We start from the raw sequence: 16,844 nt of genomic DNA on the forward strand, positions 1-16,844 counted from the left end.
TTCGCATTGACGTTGGCCGATTGGACATAGCCGAACCGTCTCCGTCTCGATGGACTGAGACCATGGATGCGATCACCACTCCCCCACGCCCAATTAACGAGCCGGTGCACACCTACGCGCCCGGCACCCCGGAACGTCGACGGATCATCGACGAACTCTCGCGACAGTCGTCGGCCGAACCGGCCGAGCTGCCGCACATCATCGGTGGCGCGGCGCACATCGGAGACGGTGAGCGACTCGACGTCGTGCAGCCACACTCTCATCACGAGGTCCTCGGCACGATGACCAACGCCACCCACGACGATGCCCGGGCTGCCGTCGACGCGGCGATGGCAGTGCAGGAGTCCTGGGCGCACACCACATTCGACGATCGTGCAGCCGTACTCCTGCGCGCGGCAGACCTACTCAGCGGACCGTGGCGTGAAAAGCTGGCTGCGGCAACGATGCTCGGGCAGTCGAAGACTGTGCAGCAGGCCGAGATCGACGCTCCGTGCGAGCTCGTCGATTTCTGGCGGTTCAACGTCGAGTTCGCGCGGGAGATCCTCGCCGAGCAGCCGATGTCGTCGCCGGGTGTGTGGAATCGCCTCGATCACCGTCCGCTCGACGGATTCGTCTACGCCATCACACCATTCAACTTCACCGCCATCGCCGGCAATCTCCCGACCGCACCCATGCTGATGGGCAACACCGTGGTGTGGAAGCCCTCTCCGACACAGGCGTACGCCGCGCACATCACCATGAGGCTCCTCGAAGAGGCCGGACTCCCGGCCGGCGTCATCAATCTGGTGAACGGCGACGGACGTGCGATGTCCGACGTCGCGCTCGCCGACGAGAATCTCGCGGGCATCCACTTCACCGGCTCGACCGCAACCTTCCAGCATCTGTGGCGCGAAGTCGGCAACCGCATCGACCACTATCGCAACTACCCGCGCATCGTCGGCGAGACGGGCGGCAAGGACTTCATCGTCGCGCATTCGTCAGCGGACCCGGATGTGTTGCGCACCGCCCTGATTCGCGGCGCCTTCGAGTATCAGGGGCAGAAGTGCTCGGCCGCATCGCGCGCATATGTCGCGCGCTCGGTGTGGGATCGCATGGGCGACGACTTCCTCAGCGAGGCAGCCGAATTGACCTACGGCGACGTACGGGACCTGTCCAACTTCGGCGGCGCTGTGATCGACCGACGCGCCTTCGACAAGCAGGTCGTTGCGATCGACCGTGCGAAGACCGTCGCGTCGATGACCGTCGCGGTCGGCGGGCAGTGCGACGACACCGAGGGTTACTTCGTCCGGCCGACGGTGCTGCTCGGCGACGACCCGACCGACGAAGCCTTCTCCACCGAGTACTTCGGACCCATCTTGTCTGTCCACGTCTACGACGACGCCGACTTCGCATCGACGCTGCGCATGGTCGATTCCACCGCGCGGTACGCGCTGACCGGCTCGATCATCGCCACCGACCTCGCCGCCGTGTCGACGGCGTCGAATCTGCTGCGTAATGCGGCGGGCAACTTCTACATCAACGACAAACCGACCGGCGCCGTCGTCGGCCAGCAGCCGTTCGGTGGGGCGCGCGCATCGGGCACCAACGACAAGGCAGGTTCGAAAGCGAACCTGATGCGCTGGACGTCGACGCGGACGATCAAGGAAACCTTTGTACCGCCGAAAGATTCGGCGTACCCGCACATGGCAACTGATGCCACCGAGAAGGACTGAGGTGACATGACATGAGCGCACTCTTCGATTCGGTTCTGCGCCCGGTGATCACACGCGCGGCGGGGAGCCAACGCATCAAGCAGACATCGCAGCGGCTTCCAGTCACCGAACGCGTCGTCGACCGCTTTGTTGCGGGCGAGTCGGAATCCGACGCACTCGCGGCAATCGCCGACGCACTTGATAGCGGGCTCTCGGTGACCATCGACCACCTCGGCGAGGACACCACCGTCGAAACTCAGGCGTCGGCGACAGTCGCGGCGTATCTGAGTCTCCTGCAGGGGATGTCGCAGTTCGAGGCGCCGCCTGGGGCACTGGAAGTGTCGTTGAAGCTCACTGCGCTGGGCCAGTGTCTGCCGCGGCATGGTCGAAAGATTGCCGAGGAGAACGCGCACACCATCTGTGGTGCCGCTGCCGCGGCGGGCGTACTGGTCACGGTCGACGCCGAAGACCACGGCACCGTCGACGAACGACTCGACATCGTCAGGACGCTGCGGGGCGAATACCCCGAACTGGGAACGGTTTTGCAGGCATACCTGCGTCGCACCGAGGACGACTGCCGAGAGTTCGCGGCATCCGGCGCTCGCATCCGGTTGTGCAAGGGCGCCTACTCCGAGCCCGCGTCGGTCGCCTATCCCGAGCGCTCACTCATCGACGAGGCGTATCTGAGGTGTCTACGAATCCTGATGAAGGGCAACGGACATCCGATGGTCGCGAGCCACGACCCGACGATGATCGAGGCGGCCGGGCTGATGGCGATCGAGTTCGGCCGGGAGCCGCACAGCTGGGAACACCAGATGCTCTACGGCATTCGAGCCGACGAGCAACAGCGCCTGGCCACCGCCGGCCACGCCGTCCGCGTCTACATCCCCTACGGCCAGGAGTGGTACGGCTACTTCGTCCGACGCCTCGCCGAGAAGCCCGCCAACCTGGGCTTCTTCCTGCGCGCGCTGGTGTCGGGCTGAGCGGGGGTGGTCTCGACTCGGGTGCTCGCTCCGCTCGCGCCCGCTCGACCAGCGGGGGGGCAGTGGTCTCGACTCGGGTGCTCGCTTCGCTCGCGCCCGCTCGACCAGCGGGGGGGCAGTGGTCTCTATTCGGGTGCTCGCTTCGCTCGCGCCCGCTCGACCAGCGGTGGGGCCCGCTCGACCAGCGGGGGCTCACCCCAGCGGCTGCGCGCGCTTGACCTGCGCGGCGGCGCGGGCGGCGTCGAGTTCGATGTCGGTGACGATCGCCGCCCGGCCCACGCGCAGCGTCCCCGAGGTCAGCGGCTGCGCCCGCAGGCCGCCGCGACCGATCAGCGCTTTGCGGGCACCCTCACCGGCCATCGTGTCCATCCACGCACACGGGTGCGCCGGACGTCCGCCGCGGAACCGCACCGGGCCTTCGCCGGTGTCGACACTGAACTCACGCCCGCGCAGCGGGTCGAGTTCGAGGCCCCGCACCACCACGTTGCGCCGGGCGACAACCGGGTCGACGTCGCCGTCCGCCGCCTCCCACGCCTCGAGCGCCAAGAACGTCACGGCCGCTTCGGTGTGAGCGCGCACGCCGAAGAACCTGTCCCCACGAATCCCCTTGTCGGCGACGATCTCAACGCTCGACGGGGTCTCGGTCGGCACGTCTGCGGCCGGACCGTCCTTCGGTCGCCCGAAGTAGGCGTGCGCAGGCGAGACGACGAACGTCACGATCTCGACGTCGTACCTGAACTCCATTCCCCCAGGCTACGCAGCCCCATCGACCGGTCATCTCTTCGAACGCGGCACGTACGTCAGCCCTCGGAACACCGCGCTGCTCGCGAACACCGATGCGTCGAGTTCGACGTCACGATGCCGCGCCATACGCAGCGCGAGCCGCAGGAGCATCTTGATGTCGCGCGGCGTGATGTCGGGGAACCCGCCCACGAGGTCGTCGAGCAGGTCCTCCCCCAGGATGACGTCGTTACCCGCAGCCAGGATCTGCCAGACCTGTCGGGCGTCCTTCGGTCCGGGCGGCGCGTAGGAGATGATCGCCGCACAGCGGGCGAGGATCGCTTCGTCGACACCGTCGATACGGTTGGTGGTGAGGAACAGCAAGCCGTCGAAATACTCCAGGGTGCGCAGGAATTCGGCGACGATGGCATTCTGCGCGAGGTCGAGTCCGCGCTCCATCACGAACACATCGGCTTCGTCCAGCAGGAGGACCGCGTCCCACCGCTTGGCCCGATCGAAGATCACTTCGAGGTTCTTGCGTACCAATTCGGCTGTGATGCCCAGTGATCCGGAGTGGATCGAGTACAGCGGACGTCCGGTGACCTCGGCATAGACCTCGGCGGTGAGTGTCTTGCCGACGCCTGGCCTTCCCTTTGCGAGGATGACGTTACCGGCCGATTTCCCGCCGATGATGTCGCCGGTGAACACCGAAATGTCTGTTGTGAGGATGTTCAGCAGCTCGCGTTGATCGTCGGGCAGAACGAGTTTGTCCTGCAGGTGCGTCTCGTAGACATACTCGGCGAGGTCGGCGGTGTTGACGTCGAGGAAGTCCTGCGCGCCGAGATCGAATACCCGCACGGCCGTGGTGACCGGCACAGGACCGAAATCGTCTCCGCCGTAACGGTTGCTGTCGTAGAGTACCGACGCGGCGACCATGCGTAGCGGTGCGATCTCGTCGGGTGCGACGTCGTGCACCACCTTGCGATTGTTCCGCGAGTTGGGTGAGCGATAGTCGTCGGTACGAATCACTTTGCCGCTGAACGTGTATTGCTGTCCGAAACCGGTGTCGATGATGTGCTGGTAGCGGTCACGGCGCGCCTGGTACTCGACCTTGAGGTCGTCGCTCTCCTTGTAAGCACCCCCGGCCAGCAGCACATCCGCGGGTGTCTTTCCGACGACTTCGGTGTCTTCGAAGTAGAGAACGCGCGGCTTGCGTGAGGGCCGCTTCACGGTGGCGTTGTCTGCTTCCATCGTGAATTTGATTCGCGGACCATGTGTTCGGTCGCCATGCTCGAGCGTGATGTCCATGACGAGATACGGATGAAGGTAACCGTCGGACTCGCGGACGTAGAGCCAGCCGTCGATCATCTCGTGTCGTAGGAAGGTCCGGAAGATCTCGACGGCGGCGTCGAGGTGTGGGATCGGCGCGAAGTCGCCTGCCCGCGATGACACGATCGCGCCGACGGCACGCGAGAACGAGTCCTCACCAAGGGAATCAGCCGTCGCGATGAGGTCGCTCAGCGCCGAATCGGTGAGATCCCGGTCTGCGATGGCGATCTCGGGCGAACGCCACGACGACGTCTGACCACGAACCCGCGCCAGGTCGTCCGACGTTGTACCCGCGACGAGTGTTGTCGGTGCTACCAACATGATCGACCTTCCCTTGTCGTCGATCGTGCGTCCGACGACGCGGACGCCCGATCTGAAAGCTGGACTCAGGCCTCGGGATCGAGGACGAAGTCGTACGTCACGGCGACGCCGCCGTCGACCGGCTGCGGGTCGAGCATCAGTTCAGGCTTGACGGCCGAGGCGATGTCGTCGTCGTTGTGCGGATCACCTGGGAAGTAGAGCTGCGTGGTGATCAGCTCGTAGCCCGGCGCGCTCACCTTGAAGTGCAGATGCGCGGGTCGCCAGGCGTGCCATCCCGCCGCCTCGATGAGCTGACCGCATGCACCGTCTGTGGGGATCTGATACGGCGCGGGCTGCAGGCTGTGAATCTCGAAGTGCCCCTCGTCGTCGGCGATCCAGGTGCCGCGGAGATTCCACTCCGGCAGTCCCGGCGCGAACTGCGAGTAGAAGCCGAGATCGTCTGCGTGCCAGAGCTCGAGCTTGGCGCCCGAGAGTGGCGTGCCGTCGACAGCGCGCACCTGTCCGGAGAACACCATCGGTGTGCCCGGCTCGTCGTCGCGCATGGGAATGGTTCCGTTCCATGACAATTCGGGCGAGCCCTCGATGTAGTACGGTCCCTCGATGGTGCCCTTGCTGCCCTCGCGATGCTCGTTGGCAACCTCTTCGACCGAGTGCTCGAGCCAGACGTCGAGGAACAGCGGCCATTCGCCATCCTCACCCACCCTGATCAGCCACGCCTTCAAGGCGTTGTACTCCTCGTAGGTGACGCGGTCGTCGAGGACGATGTCGTTGAGCGCCTTCACCGCCTTGCTCGCCAGGTAGTTGACTCGTTCGGTGTCGACGACGCCTGCACGAGATCCACTGGTGGCCATGCGTTCACGGAAGCGCGCCGAGGCATTGGCGCCCGATTCGGCGGCCTTCGCGGTGACCTCTTCGTTGAAGCTGGCGTCGATGGTGTTCGTCATGATGGATACTCCTTGTTACTTCGGGCTGTGTGCTGGGTGACCAGGGGCTGCGAGTTGAGCGAGAAGTGGGCCGCGGGCGGGTCGGTCAGCCCGCGGCGATATCTGATGGGTGGGTGGCGAGGGGCGTCACGTGGATCGTCATGTACGGGAACAGCGGAAGTCCGGACAGGATGGAGTGCAGTTCGTCGTTGTCGGCGACGTCGAATATCGAGAAGTTGGAGTACTCGCCGACGATCCGCCAGATATGTGGCCATGCGCCTTTGCGTTGCAGCTCTTGCGAATACGCCTTCTCGCGCGCGACGGTCTCGGCCCGGACATCGGGAGCGAGGTCGTGGGGAATGTTGACGTCCATGCGTACGTGGAAGAGCATCGGTGGTCTTCTCTCAGTGGTCGAGTCGGTAGTGGGTGAGTTTTTCGGGATCGATCTCGACACCGATACCCGGCGCTTCGGAGCGATGCAGCAGGCCGTCGGAGATCTGCAGCGGCTCGGCGAGTAGGTCGTCGCTCATGTCGAGGAAGTTCGAGAGCTCACCGGCCTGCCGTGACGTCAGCTCGAAGGCCGTTCCGAACGCGAGAGTGCATGCGGTGCCGAGCTGTCCGTCGATCTGATTGCCCATCACCACCTCGAGGCCGAGGCCTTCTGCGAGGTGGTGCGCCCGCCTCGATCTGGTGAAACCCGTTCGGGCCGTTTTGATGCTGATCGCCGTGGCCGAACCGCCGAGCACCTCGCGCGTGATGTCCGCGGGTTCGGGGACCGATTCGTCGGCGATGAAGGGGACGTCGAGACGTTCGACGAGCCAGCGCCGACCCTGCACATCGTCTGCGGGACAGAGCTCTTCGGCAAAGAGCAGGCCGAGGTCGGCCATCTCGGTCATGGCGCGCATAGACTCCGACGCCGACCACCCCCGATTGCCGTCGACGTAGAGATCGATGGACTCGCCGAAGCTCTCCCGTAGTGCGCGGACCACCGCTGTGTCGAGCGAAGCCGGCCGCCGCCCGACCTTCACCTTGAACGTGTTGATGCCGTAGGTGTCTCGCATGCGCGCGGCCTCGGCGACCATGACCGACGGTTCGTCGAATCCGAGCATGTGACTGACGCGCATGCGGTCGGTGTAGCCGCCGAGCAGGTCGGCGACCGGGTAGCCGAGGATCTTGCCGAGTGCGTCCCAGACGGCCATGTCGATCGCCGACTTCGCGGTCGGATTACCGACGGTGCGTGCGAGCCGTTCACCGATGACCTCGCGTTCGAGCACTGTCAGACCAACGAGCTGCGGGGCAAATACCTTGTCGATGACTGCGACGATGCCGTCCTGCGTCTCGCCGTAGGTGAACGGTCGTGGCGGCGCCTCTGCGACGCCGACGATGCCCTCGTCGGTGTGGACCCGCACGAGTACGTGCTCGGCCGCGTGGACCTCACCGGAGGCGAAGCGCAGTGGTTTGGTGTACGGGATCGCGAACGGAATCGCTTCGATCTCAGTGATTTTCATGAGTGTGGTCCTTGTGGGAAGAGTTCGGTGAGCTCGGGCCTCGGGAGCGCCTCGGCCAAGCCGAATGCGTCCGCGATCACCTCGGACACGGTCGCGACGAGTGGATTGGTGTCATCCGTGCGCCATGCGAGCGCTACTTCGATGGAGCCGGCGTCGGCCAGTTCGCGGATGACGACGCCTGCCGATTGCAGTGCACGCACCGAGCCGGGAAGTACCGCGACGCCGAGTCCCGCGGCAACCAGCGCGAGTAGGACGGGTGTTCCCGACGCCTCGTGTGACCGCTGCGGAATGAAATCCGCACTCCTGCAAGACCGCAACACGGCGTCGTTGACCGCAGAGTCACGACTGTCGTACATCACGAATGGTTCGGTGCGCAGATCTTGCAGCGCCACAACAGGTTCGGATGCAAACCGGTGATCACTGGCCACGGCGAGGACCAACGGCTCGACGTCGATGGTGCGTACCTCGATGCCGTCACCGGCCACCGGCGGTCGCAGTAGTCCGAGGTCGATCTCGCCGGCGACCAGCGCGTCGCGCTGTGTCGGAGTCAGCATGTCCGCGGAGATCGCGAGCTCGACGCCCGGGAGCTGTTGTTTGACGGCGCGGGCGATCCTGGGCAGATGCGAGAAGGCCCCGATGCCGGTCAGTCCGAGTCGCACCAATCCACTGCGTCCGGCGGCGATACGTCGTACCTCGTCGACGCATCCGTCGACGTCACCGAGGATGCGCCTGGCCTCCGCCTGCAGGTAGAGGCCTGCCGGAGTGAGTGAGACCTGGCGAGTCGTTCTGGTCATCAACGTGACGTCGAGTTCTGCTTCGAGTTGCCTGATCGCGTACGACAGCGCGGGCTGCGCGACGTGCAGCGTGGCAGCGGCCTGCCCGAAGTGACACGTGTCGGCGACGGCCACGAAGTACCGCAGGTGTCGTAGCTCCATGTCACCACTCCTCTCGCGCCGACTACTCGGAAGGAGCGAATTCTGAGTCACTCCCCTGGCACCATGTGACTGCCACCACTTTCGAGATCCACGGTAGAAGCCCGATCCATACAAGACAAGGACTCATATTCGTGTGATTGATCGATGCCATCGATCAATCAGAACGTGGGTCAGGGCTGCGACAGCCCTATGCGTAATCGGTCATAGAAGCGGGACAGCGCAAAATACACGGAAGAGTGCGCGGGCCCCGAACCCCAAACCCGCCGACCTAAGCCGACGCCAACGCCCGCAGCGGCGCGCCGGTCTTCGCTTCGACGTCGGAGAACTCGACGCCGGGCGCGAGCTCGACGACGTCGAAACCCTCTGCCGCGACGTCGAATACGCCGAGATCGGTGATGACCCGGCTCACCACGGAGCGCCCGGTCAGCGGCAGCGAGCATGCGGCGACGAGCTTCGGGTCGCCCTTCTTGGTGACGTGCTCCATGAGCACAATGACCTGACCCGCACCGTTGACGAGATCCATCGCGCCGCCGATGCCTTTGACCATCGCTCCGGGGACCATCCAGTTGGCAAGGTCGCCGTTCATCGCAACCTGCATGCCGCCGAGTACGGCGACGTCGACGTGCCCGCCGCGGATCATCGCGAAGCTGGTGGCCGAATCGAAGAACGACGCGCCGGGCAGCGTCGACACGGTCTGCTTGCCCGCGTTGATCAGATCCGGATCGACGTCCTCGTCGTACGGAAACGGGCCGACGCCGAGGATGCCGTTCTCCGCGTGCAGGGTGATCCCCGAGTCGTCGGGCATCTGGTCGGGGATCAGCGTCGGAAGTCCGATGCCGAGGTTGACGTAGTCGCCGGGTCGCAGCTCTTGTGCTGCGCGCGCGGCCATTTCGTTACGGGTCCAGGTCATGATGCCACCTCTGCTGCGCCGACTGCCACGGGATGCGGCCGGGTTGTCCGATGTTCGATTCCCTTGTCTTCGGCCTGCTGCGGCGTCAATTCGACGACGCGCTGCACGAAGATTCCGGGCAGGTGCACCTCGTCGGGCTCGAGTTCACCGACCTCGACGACGCGCTCTGCCTCGACAATCGTGATGCGTCCGGCCATCGCTGCGGGAGGATTGAAATTCCTTGCGGCAGCGCGGAAACAGCAGTTCCCCGCGGTGTCGACGACGGCGGCACGGATCAACGCGTAGTCGGTGACGATCGATTCCTCGAGCACCATCTGCCGTCCGTGGAATGTCCGCACCTCCTTCGGAGCCGACGCGAGTGCGACCGAGCCGTCGGAGTTGTATCGCCACGGCAGACCACCCTCCTCGACGGGAGTGCCCACCCCGGTCGGCGTGTAGAAGGCGCCGATTCCGCTGCCGCCGGCCCGCATTCGCTCGGCGAGCGTCCCCTGCGGTGTGAGTTCGACGGTCACCTCGCCCGCGAGGAACTGGCGGCCGAACTCCTTGTTCTCGCCGATATACGACGCGATCACCTTGTCGATGCGCCGCGCTTCGAGAAGCAGGCCGAGGCCGGCACCGTCGACGCCGCAGTTGTTGGAGACGATGGTCAGCCCACTCGCTCCCTGCGCGAGCAGGGCGTCGATGAGGAACTTGGGAATGCCCGAGAGTCCGAAACCTCCGACGGCGAGGCTTGCGCCGTCGGGGATGTCGGCGACGGCGCTGGCGGCCGAGTCGGCCACTTTGCTGTGCCGGGCAGGCGAATTGACGTTGGTCATGAGTGCTCCAGATGGTCGAGAAGGAGAGGTGTGATCTCTTGTGGCTGTTGCGCATTGGCCAGGTGGGCCGCGTGTCCGACGACTTCCAGTCGTCCGTCGGGCACCGCATCGACGATCTCGGCGAGACGATCGGGCGGCGTCGCGGGATCATCGGCGCCTGCGATTGCGAGCGTCGACGCCTTGATGGCCCCGAGTTCGGCGCGCACATCCGCAGTGGCGAGCGCCTCGCAGCAGGCTGCGTATCCCTCTGCCGGGGTGCCTGCGATCATCGCGCGATACCACGCGACCGTGTCCGTATTACGTTCGTCGGCAAGGTATTCCGCGGTGAACCAGCGTGTGAGAATCGCATCGGCGATCGCCCCTGTGCCGTCGGCACGCACGGTTGCCGCACGATCAAGCCAAGGTTGCGGAGGCGCGAAACACGCTGCGGTGCACAGGAGCGCAAGGGCATCAACCCGCTCGGGGTTGCGGATCGCCACCCGCATCGCGGTCAGTCCGCCGAGGGAGAGTCCGACCACGTGGGCCGACGCGATGTCGAATCGATCGAGCACACCGATGAGGTCGTCGGCGAGGTCGTCGATCGTGTACGGACCCGTCGGCACCGGCGAATCACCATGTCCGCGTGTGTCGTAGCGCACCACCTGGAAACGTTGCTCGAGCGCCGAGAGCTGCGCGTCCCACATTCGATGAGTGGAGCCAAGCGAATTCGACAGTATGACGACCGGCGCATCGGTTCGGCCCGTTACGTGCGCACTGACCTTGACCGCGCTCATCGGGTTGCCTCGAAGATCGCCGCGATCCCCTGTCCGCCACCGATGCACATGGTCTCGAGAACGTACCGGGCATCACGACGCCGCGCCTCGTACGCAGCGGTCGCAAGAATCCGACCTCCCGTTGCCCCGATGGGATGGCCGAGTGAGATGCCGGATCCGTTGGGATTCAATCGATCATCCTCGGCGTCGACCTTCCACTCAGCGAGCACCGCGAGTACCTGGGCGGCGAACGCCTCGTTCAGTTCGATGAGGTCGATGTCGTCGAGGGTGAGGTCGGCGCGGCCGAGCGCTGCCGCGGTGGCACCGACGGGCCCGAGACCCATTGTCTCCGGGGCACATCCGCTGACCGCCCACGACCGCAGGGTGAGCATCGGATCGAGACCTCGACGTTCCGCTTCGGCCCGTGTCGTGACGATGCACATCGCGGCGCCGTCGTTCTGACCCGATGCGTTGCCTGCGGTGACCGTGGACTCAGAGTCGATGCGCTGGCGTACAGGGCGCAGTCCCGCAAGCGATTCCACACTCGCGTCGGCGCGGGGATGCTCGTCGGTATCGATGACCGTATCCGGCTTACCGCGTCGACCGGGCACGGTGACGGCGACGAGCTCGTCGTCGAAGCGCCCCTCCCGCTGTGCGGCGACCGCACGGTGATGCGACCGGACCGCCAACGCGTCCTGTTCGTCGCGTTCGATCCGGTACTCACGACGCAGGTTCTCAGCGGTCTCGATCATCCCGCCGGGCACCGGATGCGACTCGCCTCCCGCTGTCAGACGCCCGCGTTCGAGCCGGTCCATCAGTTCGACGCCGCCCGCGCGTACGCCGGTGCGCAGTCCGAGCGCGTAGTGCTCGACGTTCGACATCGATTCCGCACCACCGGCGATCACCAGATTCGCTCCTCCGGTCGCGACCTGCGCCGCGCCGTTGAGTATCGCCTGCAGTCCCGAGCCGCAGCGGCGGTCGACCTGCATACCCGGTACCCCGACCCCGAGCCCTGCGTCGAGCGCGGCGATCCTGCCCAGCGCCGGCGCCTCGCCATTGGAGTACCCCTGCCCGAGGATCACGTCGTCGATGTCACCCTCACCCAGACTTGTCCTCGTCGTCAGTTCGCGCAGCAAGCCGGTCGCGAGGTCGGCGACCGACAGCGACGCGAAGACACCTCCCATTCGGCCGACCGGGGTGCGCAGCGGCGAGCAGATCACGATATCTGTGGGGGCGTTCATGGTTTCAACACTAGGAACTGCGAGCGATATTGAGAAGTATTCATTTGGGATCGACTAAGATGCCAGAAGTATCAATATCGAGGAGACGCCTGATGGAGCTGCGCCACCTTCGCTACTTCCGCGCTGTGGCGGAGGAACTGCACTTCGGACGTGCTGCCGAACGACTGCACATCGCGCAACCACCGCTGTCGCAACAGATCCGTCAGCTCGAGAACGAACTCGGGTTCCCACTCCTCATCCGCACCACCCGCACCGTAGAACTCACGCCCGCGGGTCAGGCTTATCTCGAACGCACCGTCGCAATCCTCGACGCCGTCGACCATGCCGGAACGCACGCCAAACGGATCGCAGAGGGCACACAGGGCCGCCTCGCCATCGGGTGCGTCGGATCGGCGACCTACTCGCTGCTCCCCCGCTTCGTCCGGGCGCTCCGCGAAGAGCTCCCCGACGTCGACGTCAGTGTGCGCGGCGAGATGCTCGCACCCGCACAGATCGCGGCGCTGTTGGCGGGCGACATCGATCTCGCCCTGCTACGCCCACCGATCACGGCGCCCGAGGTCATCGTCACGCCTGTGCGGCGCGACCGATTGCTGGTGGCGCTTCCCGACAGTCACAACAGGGCACACCAGCACCACGTTGCCCTCGCCGATCTGCACGACGACGATTTCATCTCCCATGCGGGACAAGGACGTTCGGTGATGCACACCCAACTGGCCACCCTGTGTGCGGCTGCCGGATTCGTCCCGCAGATCCGACACGAGGTGCAGGAGACCTCGACGCTCGTGACGCTTGTCGCGGCGGGTCTCGGGGTCGCCGTCGTGCCCGAGCCGACCGCCGCGCTCGGAATCGCGGGGGTCCGCTACCTACCGATGACCCCCGACGCCGACCCCGTCGATCTTGCCGCGGCACGTCTGGTCACCGCCGACGCTCCGATCGTCGAGCGAGCGCTACACGTGCTCCGCGACGTCGCCCGCGACCTGTCAGCATTGCCGAGCTGACCAACGTCAGCGGCCGGCCGCCTGCACCCGAGCACGGATCGCGTCGACGAACACCGTCTGGATGTCGCTTGCGTTTTTCGCCACGTACGACGACCCGCCGGTTGCCTCGGCGATCTGCTTCAGAGCATCGGTGTCGGCGTCGTCGGAGATCCCGATGGTGAGCACGAGCACGGGCCGCGCCGGATCCTCGAGCTGCTTGAGCTGCGAAAGCAGTTGCCTGAGACTGATGCTGTTCGCGTCCTCGTTCCGGCCATCAGTGAGGATGATGACGCTGTTCGAATAGTTCGGGTCGTAGCTGTCCTGGACGTTCTTGAACGCTGCCAAAGTGGTGTCGTAGAGTCCGGTTCCACCACCCAGCTCCGACGGCGCAAGTCCCGCCTTCACCGCTGCCGTGAGCTCGTCGAGGTGCGTGCCACCGCCCGACGCCGGAGCGTCGAGTCGACGAATCGGTGACAGTTCCTTCCAGTCCTGCCCCTGTCCGCCCTTGTTGACACCGAACGACCACATACCGATCTCGGTGTTGTTCGGGAACAGCTTCAAACCGGTCAGCGACGCGTCGATGGTCAACTGCGCACGCGTCTCGCCGCCGTCACTCTCGGCCATAGACCCCGACGTGTCCTCGACGACAAGTGAGCGAATCGGCACGCCGAGAACCTGCCACTGCCGTAGGGCCCTGTCGACCTGGGACGGATCACTGAGCTTCAATACCGTCAAACCCTCTGTATCACCGGGCTTTCGGAATCCCGCGTCGGTGATCGACGACGCGCCGTCGCCAGAAGTCAGCGCGGTGGAGAGGTCTTTGCCCGCTGCCGTCGCCGTCTCCGCGCGCGACTCCGGCGCGGTATTGACGAGCGGATAGTCGAGCATCACTGTGCCGTCCTCGGGGATCGACGACTTGAGCTTCGAACCGGGATGCGTTCGCGTGAACAAGGTGAGCTGCTGCTCGGTGGTGACCACCGGCGTCGTCGACGTGTTGGCCAGATTGAGCCGCGTGCCCTCGTTGTCGTTGACCAGACGAGCGTTGTTCTGCTGGACCGCGAGCACGGTCATCGCTTCGGTCAGGTCGTCGTTGGTGAGCTTGCCCGCGTCGACCTCGGCGAGCGCTCCGACGATCGGCGCATCCCCGGTGCTGGTGTCGATCGGGTTGCCCGCGCGCAGACCGTCGAGCTTCATCACGTCGACCCAGTTCGACAGCTTTCCGACCTGCGTACCCGCCACCACGACCGGTGTAGCGGCGATTGACGGTGAGACGGTGTCGAATTGGCGACGCACCTGCGTCGTCACCCGCCTCGCCTGTTGCGACGAATCGGGCACCCACAGATCTGGAGCCTTATCACCGCTGGTCAGCAGGCCCGGGACGTCGGCGCCTGCCACCGCTGTGACGGTGTAGTCGTAGCAAGAATCCGACGACATCTTCGACGTGGCGTCGGCGACCGCGTCTCTGATCGCCGGGTCGGCCGCGACGCTGACCGACGTGCGGTCGCCACAGCCTCCGACGATTCCGGACTTCCAGATCGCTATGCCACCGACGATCGCGACGACCAGCAGCAGTGCGGCCGCGCTCCACAACCACATCCCTCGACGACCGCTGCGCGCCTCACGATGCTCGAATCCGAAACCGTCGCCCGAGCCACCCTTGCGCGTCGATCTGCTTCCACGCGGTGCCGTCTGGCCGCTCGACGCCGCCACCCCGGCCGCCGCAGCCTGGCGACCCGAGGCGGGTTGCGCAGCCTGGCGACCCGAGGCAGGTCGGGGCGTCGAGGACGGTGTCTTCGGCGCCGCAGTTGTTGACGCCCCGGTATTCGACGACCCGTCCGGTCGACGCTGCTGCGCGGGCGTCTGGCCTTGCGGCTCCCGGCGCTGCGGAGCCTGGCTCTGCGGGGCCTGGCTCTGCGGGGCCTGGGGCCGCGCGGCTTGGGGGCGCGAGGTCTGGGGCCGAGGAGCTTGGTGGCCGGGAGTCTGTTGCCGAGGAGGAGTCTGCTGCGGAGGAGGATTCTGCTGCCGGGGACCGGGAGGAGGTGGGGTCCGTCGCGGCGGCGTCGGACGCGCGCCGGCACGGGTCGGGTCGTTGGGTAACCCGGTGCCACGGTCGGGCGCGCCGGGTTCGCGACGCTGATCACCCCGGTTGCTCCCGGGCCCCTGACCGCTAAATCCCTGACCCTCGACCTCCTGGCCGTCGGAATCGGAGTCGGAAAAGTGCCGCCCCATTGTCGTGCGTCCCCCTGGTGTCATCGGCGCTGCGCGCGCCGAGAAGTATGTCTGCGGTCGACTCCGGAGAGTTCTACGCAAAGACCTCGGCGAAGGTGTCCAGCGACTTGTTCAGGTCGCCCGAGACGGCCATTGCCGCGGCCTTCCCCGCGGGGCCGATCAGCGGTAGCCCACCCAGATCAAGAGTGAAGACTACTGACGAGCCGGTCTCCGTGGGAGATATGGCGAGATCGAGTTTCGCCTTGATCCCACCCTTGCCGTTGCCCTTGAGACGGACCTGGCTCGTCGGGTCGTACGTCTCAACGACCCAGTCGAACCGGATGCGTGTGCCTTTGACCTTGACGACAGACGAGACCTTCGTGCCCTTTTCGAGTTCGCCGGGGCCGGGTATCGGTGAACGCCAACCGTCGTGCAGAAGCAGCCACTCCGAGTACCGACTGAGATCCGACGCTGCTGACCAGGTATCTTCCGGAGAAAGATCGACCTCGATGGAGCTGCTCGTCTTAGCCATGGTTCGTCAGCCTAGCGTCACCACTGCCGCACGTTCGATGCTGGGCCGATTTCTGCGCGGGCACGATGTGACCATCCGGATCACCGAGGTCGAGGCGTATGCGGGCCCGCTCGATCCGGCCTCGCACGCGTACACGCGGACGCCCCGTTCGGAGATCATGTACGGACCGCCGTCGAGGCTGTATGTGTACCGCATCCACGGTCACTTCTGCGCCAACGTCGTCACCGGACCCGACGGCGAAGCGTCGGCGGTACTGCTGCGTGCGGGCGAAGTGGTCGACGGCCTCGACGTTGCGCTCCGGAGGCGCGGGGAACACATCGCACCGGCGCGCCTGGCCCGCGGGCCGGGAAATCTGGCCAAGTCGCTCGGGATCACGATGGACGATCTCGGCGTCGACCTCGACGCTCCACGCTCGCGCGGGGTCCGATTCATCGCACCCGACGAGATCGACTCCCACCCCGCCGGCTCGGGGCCTATCAACTCCGTGCCGATCAGCTCTGGGCCCCGTGTCGGAGTTCGACGCAACGCCGACGTCGCGTGGCGGTATTGGATCACCGACGATCCGACGGTGTCGGCGTACCGTCGCCATCCTCGGGCCGACTAGACAACAGTTGCGGTTGCCGAGAGGCGCGGATTCCGCACCCCACAGCAACCGCAACTCGGTTCGAACTCGCTCAGCCGTTGGCCGGTGGCTGCTGATCCCCGGCAGGCTTCTGCTCGGCTGCGGGCTGCTGCGCCGGCTGCTGTTCGGCCGGCTTCTGCTCAGCGGGCGCGTCTTCCGCACCGACAGCCTTGCGTGCCGCGTCCTGTGCCTTGTCGACCTGGTCGGCGTACTTGCCGCCGGTGGCCTTGTCGATGGCGTCGCCACCCTTGTCGATCAGACTCGGGTTGCCCCGGAGTGCTTCCTTCGCCTTGTCGACGAGTCCTTTGAGATCCATGGTCTGCTCCTGGTCACACTCGGTGATTGGGTCGACGTCGACGCCGCGGGAGCAGCGTCGC

At 65.7% G+C, this 16,844-nt stretch carries 17 protein-coding genes; 4 read left to right on the plus strand and 13 right to left on the minus strand.

What is annotated here, in order from left to right; all coding sequences use genetic code 11:
• Positions 1-62 precede the first annotated feature (62 nt).
• Positions 63-1,712: an L-glutamate gamma-semialdehyde dehydrogenase gene (pruA, locus tag ACRVY7_RS02770; protein WP_431815902.1), complete on the plus strand. Its 1,650-nt coding sequence runs from the start codon at positions 63-65 to the stop codon at positions 1,710-1,712.
• Between the two features lie 11 nt (positions 1,713-1,723).
• Positions 1,724-2,674 carry a proline dehydrogenase family protein gene (locus ACRVY7_RS02775; protein WP_431815903.1) on the plus strand — a complete coding sequence of 317 codons (951 nt, stop codon included), beginning with the start codon at positions 1,724-1,726 and terminating at the stop codon, positions 2,672-2,674.
• Positions 2,675-2,866: 192 nt separating this feature from the next.
• Here ACRVY7_RS02775 and ACRVY7_RS02780 read toward each other — a convergent pair whose 3' ends face one another.
• From ACRVY7_RS02780 to ACRVY7_RS02825, 10 genes are all read right to left on the minus strand, one after another.
• Positions 2,867-3,418: a molybdenum cofactor biosysynthesis protein gene (locus ACRVY7_RS02780; RefSeq protein ID WP_431815904.1), complete on the minus strand. Its 552-nt coding sequence runs from the start codon at positions 3,416-3,418 to the stop codon at positions 2,867-2,869.
• A gap of 30 nt (positions 3,419-3,448) precedes the next feature.
• Positions 3,449-5,044, minus strand: a complete 1,596-nt coding sequence (locus ACRVY7_RS02785) for an AAA family ATPase (RefSeq protein WP_431815905.1) — start codon at positions 5,042-5,044, stop codon at positions 3,449-3,451.
• Between the two features lie 65 nt (positions 5,045-5,109).
• Entirely contained in the window at positions 5,110-5,988 is an 879-nt protein-coding gene (catA, locus tag ACRVY7_RS02790) for a catechol 1,2-dioxygenase (RefSeq protein WP_064870513.1), read from the minus strand.
• A gap of 85 nt (positions 5,989-6,073) precedes the next feature.
• Positions 6,074-6,358 (minus strand): muconolactone Delta-isomerase, encoded by a 285-nt coding sequence (gene catC / locus ACRVY7_RS02795; protein ID WP_049697859.1) that lies wholly within the window; start codon positions 6,356-6,358, stop codon positions 6,074-6,076.
• Between the two features lie 13 nt (positions 6,359-6,371).
• Positions 6,372-7,475, minus strand: coding sequence for a mandelate racemase/muconate lactonizing enzyme family protein (locus tag ACRVY7_RS02800; protein WP_064870511.1), 1,104 nt, complete (start codon positions 7,473-7,475; stop codon positions 6,372-6,374).
• Positions 7,472-8,410: a LysR family transcriptional regulator gene (locus ACRVY7_RS02805; RefSeq protein ID WP_431815906.1), complete on the minus strand. Its 939-nt coding sequence runs from the start codon at positions 8,408-8,410 to the stop codon at positions 7,472-7,474. Before ACRVY7_RS02805 ends, ACRVY7_RS02800 begins: the two co-directional genes overlap by 4 nt.
• 268 nt (positions 8,411-8,678) lie before the next feature.
• A complete protein-coding gene (locus ACRVY7_RS02810; protein WP_049697856.1) occupies positions 8,679-9,320 on the minus strand; it encodes a 3-oxoacid CoA-transferase subunit B in 642 nt (213 codons plus the stop codon).
• Positions 9,317-10,135 (minus strand): CoA transferase subunit A, encoded by an 819-nt coding sequence (locus tag ACRVY7_RS02815; RefSeq protein ID WP_431815907.1) that lies wholly within the window; start codon positions 10,133-10,135, stop codon positions 9,317-9,319. The genes ACRVY7_RS02810 and ACRVY7_RS02815 overlap by 4 nt, the downstream gene beginning before the upstream one ends.
• Positions 10,132-10,908 (minus strand): 3-oxoadipate enol-lactonase, encoded by a 777-nt coding sequence (gene pcaD, locus ACRVY7_RS02820; protein ID WP_431815908.1) that lies wholly within the window; start codon positions 10,906-10,908, stop codon positions 10,132-10,134. The genes ACRVY7_RS02815 and pcaD overlap by 4 nt, the downstream gene beginning before the upstream one ends.
• On the minus strand, positions 10,905-12,128 hold the full coding sequence (locus ACRVY7_RS02825; RefSeq protein ID WP_431815909.1) for an acetyl-CoA C-acetyltransferase: 1,224 nt from the start codon (positions 12,126-12,128) through the stop codon (positions 10,905-10,907). The genes pcaD and ACRVY7_RS02825 overlap by 4 nt, the downstream gene beginning before the upstream one ends.
• Before the next feature lie 92 nt (positions 12,129-12,220).
• Between ACRVY7_RS02825 and ACRVY7_RS02830 the strand changes: the two genes are divergently transcribed.
• Positions 12,221-13,126, plus strand: coding sequence for a LysR substrate-binding domain-containing protein (locus tag ACRVY7_RS02830; RefSeq protein WP_431815910.1), 906 nt, complete (start codon positions 12,221-12,223; stop codon positions 13,124-13,126).
• Positions 13,127-13,132: 6 nt separating this feature from the next.
• Here the strand turns inward: ACRVY7_RS02830 and ACRVY7_RS02835 are convergent, their stop codons facing one another.
• Entirely contained in the window at positions 13,133-14,701 is a 1,569-nt protein-coding gene (locus ACRVY7_RS02835; protein WP_431816379.1) for a VWA domain-containing protein, read from the minus strand.
• A gap of 706 nt (positions 14,702-15,407) precedes the next feature.
• Positions 15,408-15,845: a type II toxin-antitoxin system Rv0910 family toxin gene (locus ACRVY7_RS02840; RefSeq protein WP_049698077.1), complete on the minus strand. Its 438-nt coding sequence runs from the start codon at positions 15,843-15,845 to the stop codon at positions 15,408-15,410.
• On the opposite strand from ACRVY7_RS02840, the gene ACRVY7_RS02845 reads away from it, so the two are divergent.
• Positions 15,823-16,449, plus strand: coding sequence for a DNA-3-methyladenine glycosylase (locus tag ACRVY7_RS02845; RefSeq protein WP_431815911.1), 627 nt, complete (start codon positions 15,823-15,825; stop codon positions 16,447-16,449). The two genes, ACRVY7_RS02840 and ACRVY7_RS02845, sit on opposite strands and share 23 nt — an antisense overlap.
• 70 nt (positions 16,450-16,519) lie before the next feature.
• On the opposite strand, the gene ACRVY7_RS02850 is transcribed toward ACRVY7_RS02845, so the two are convergent.
• Positions 16,520-16,783 carry an antitoxin gene (locus ACRVY7_RS02850; RefSeq protein ID WP_431815912.1) on the minus strand — a complete coding sequence of 88 codons (264 nt, stop codon included), beginning with the start codon at positions 16,781-16,783 and terminating at the stop codon, positions 16,520-16,522.
• Positions 16,784-16,844: the final 61 nt, after the last annotated feature.

This window comes from Gordonia jacobaea (assembly GCF_965344965.1).
Classification (GTDB): Bacteria; Actinomycetota; Actinomycetes; order Mycobacteriales; family Mycobacteriaceae; genus Gordonia; species Gordonia jacobaea.

Excerpts from the sequence above, each read along its gene's own strand:
- pruA (WP_431815902.1), top strand. The coding sequence starts at position 63 with ATGGATGCGATCACCACTCCCCCACGCCCAATTAACGAGCCGGTGCAC.
- ACRVY7_RS02775 (WP_431815903.1), top strand. The coding sequence starts at position 1,724 with ATGAGCGCACTCTTCGATTCGGTTCTGCGCCCGGTGATCACACGCGCG.
- ACRVY7_RS02780 (WP_431815904.1), bottom strand. The coding sequence starts at position 3,418 with ATGGAGTTCAGGTACGACGTCGAGATCGTGACGTTCGTCGTCTCGCCT.
- ACRVY7_RS02785 (WP_431815905.1), bottom strand. The coding sequence starts at position 5,044 with ATGTTGGTAGCACCGACAACACTCGTCGCGGGTACAACGTCGGACGAC.
- catA (WP_064870513.1), bottom strand. The coding sequence starts at position 5,988 with ATGACGAACACCATCGACGCCAGCTTCAACGAAGAGGTCACCGCGAAG.
- catC (WP_049697859.1), bottom strand. The coding sequence starts at position 6,358 with ATGCTCTTCCACGTACGCATGGACGTCAACATTCCCCACGACCTCGCT.
- ACRVY7_RS02800 (WP_064870511.1), bottom strand. The coding sequence starts at position 7,475 with ATGAAAATCACTGAGATCGAAGCGATTCCGTTCGCGATCCCGTACACC.
- ACRVY7_RS02805 (WP_431815906.1), bottom strand. The coding sequence starts at position 8,410 with ATGGAGCTACGACACCTGCGGTACTTCGTGGCCGTCGCCGACACGTGT.
- ACRVY7_RS02810 (WP_049697856.1), bottom strand. The coding sequence starts at position 9,320 with ATGACCTGGACCCGTAACGAAATGGCCGCGCGCGCAGCACAAGAGCTG.
- ACRVY7_RS02815 (WP_431815907.1), bottom strand. The coding sequence starts at position 10,135 with ATGACCAACGTCAATTCGCCTGCCCGGCACAGCAAAGTGGCCGACTCG.
- pcaD (WP_431815908.1), bottom strand. The coding sequence starts at position 10,908 with ATGAGCGCGGTCAAGGTCAGTGCGCACGTAACGGGCCGAACCGATGCG.
- ACRVY7_RS02825 (WP_431815909.1), bottom strand. The coding sequence starts at position 12,128 with ATGAACGCCCCCACAGATATCGTGATCTGCTCGCCGCTGCGCACCCCG.
- ACRVY7_RS02830 (WP_431815910.1), top strand. The coding sequence starts at position 12,221 with ATGGAGCTGCGCCACCTTCGCTACTTCCGCGCTGTGGCGGAGGAACTG.
- ACRVY7_RS02835 (WP_431816379.1), bottom strand. The coding sequence starts at position 14,701 with ATGTGGTTGTGGAGCGCGGCCGCACTGCTGCTGGTCGTCGCGATCGTC.
- ACRVY7_RS02845 (WP_431815911.1), top strand. The coding sequence starts at position 15,823 with ATGGAGCTGCTCGTCTTAGCCATGGTTCGTCAGCCTAGCGTCACCACT.
- ACRVY7_RS02840 (WP_049698077.1), bottom strand. The coding sequence starts at position 15,845 with ATGGCTAAGACGAGCAGCTCCATCGAGGTCGATCTTTCTCCGGAAGAT.
- ACRVY7_RS02850 (WP_431815912.1), bottom strand. The coding sequence starts at position 16,783 with ATGGATCTCAAAGGACTCGTCGACAAGGCGAAGGAAGCACTCCGGGGC.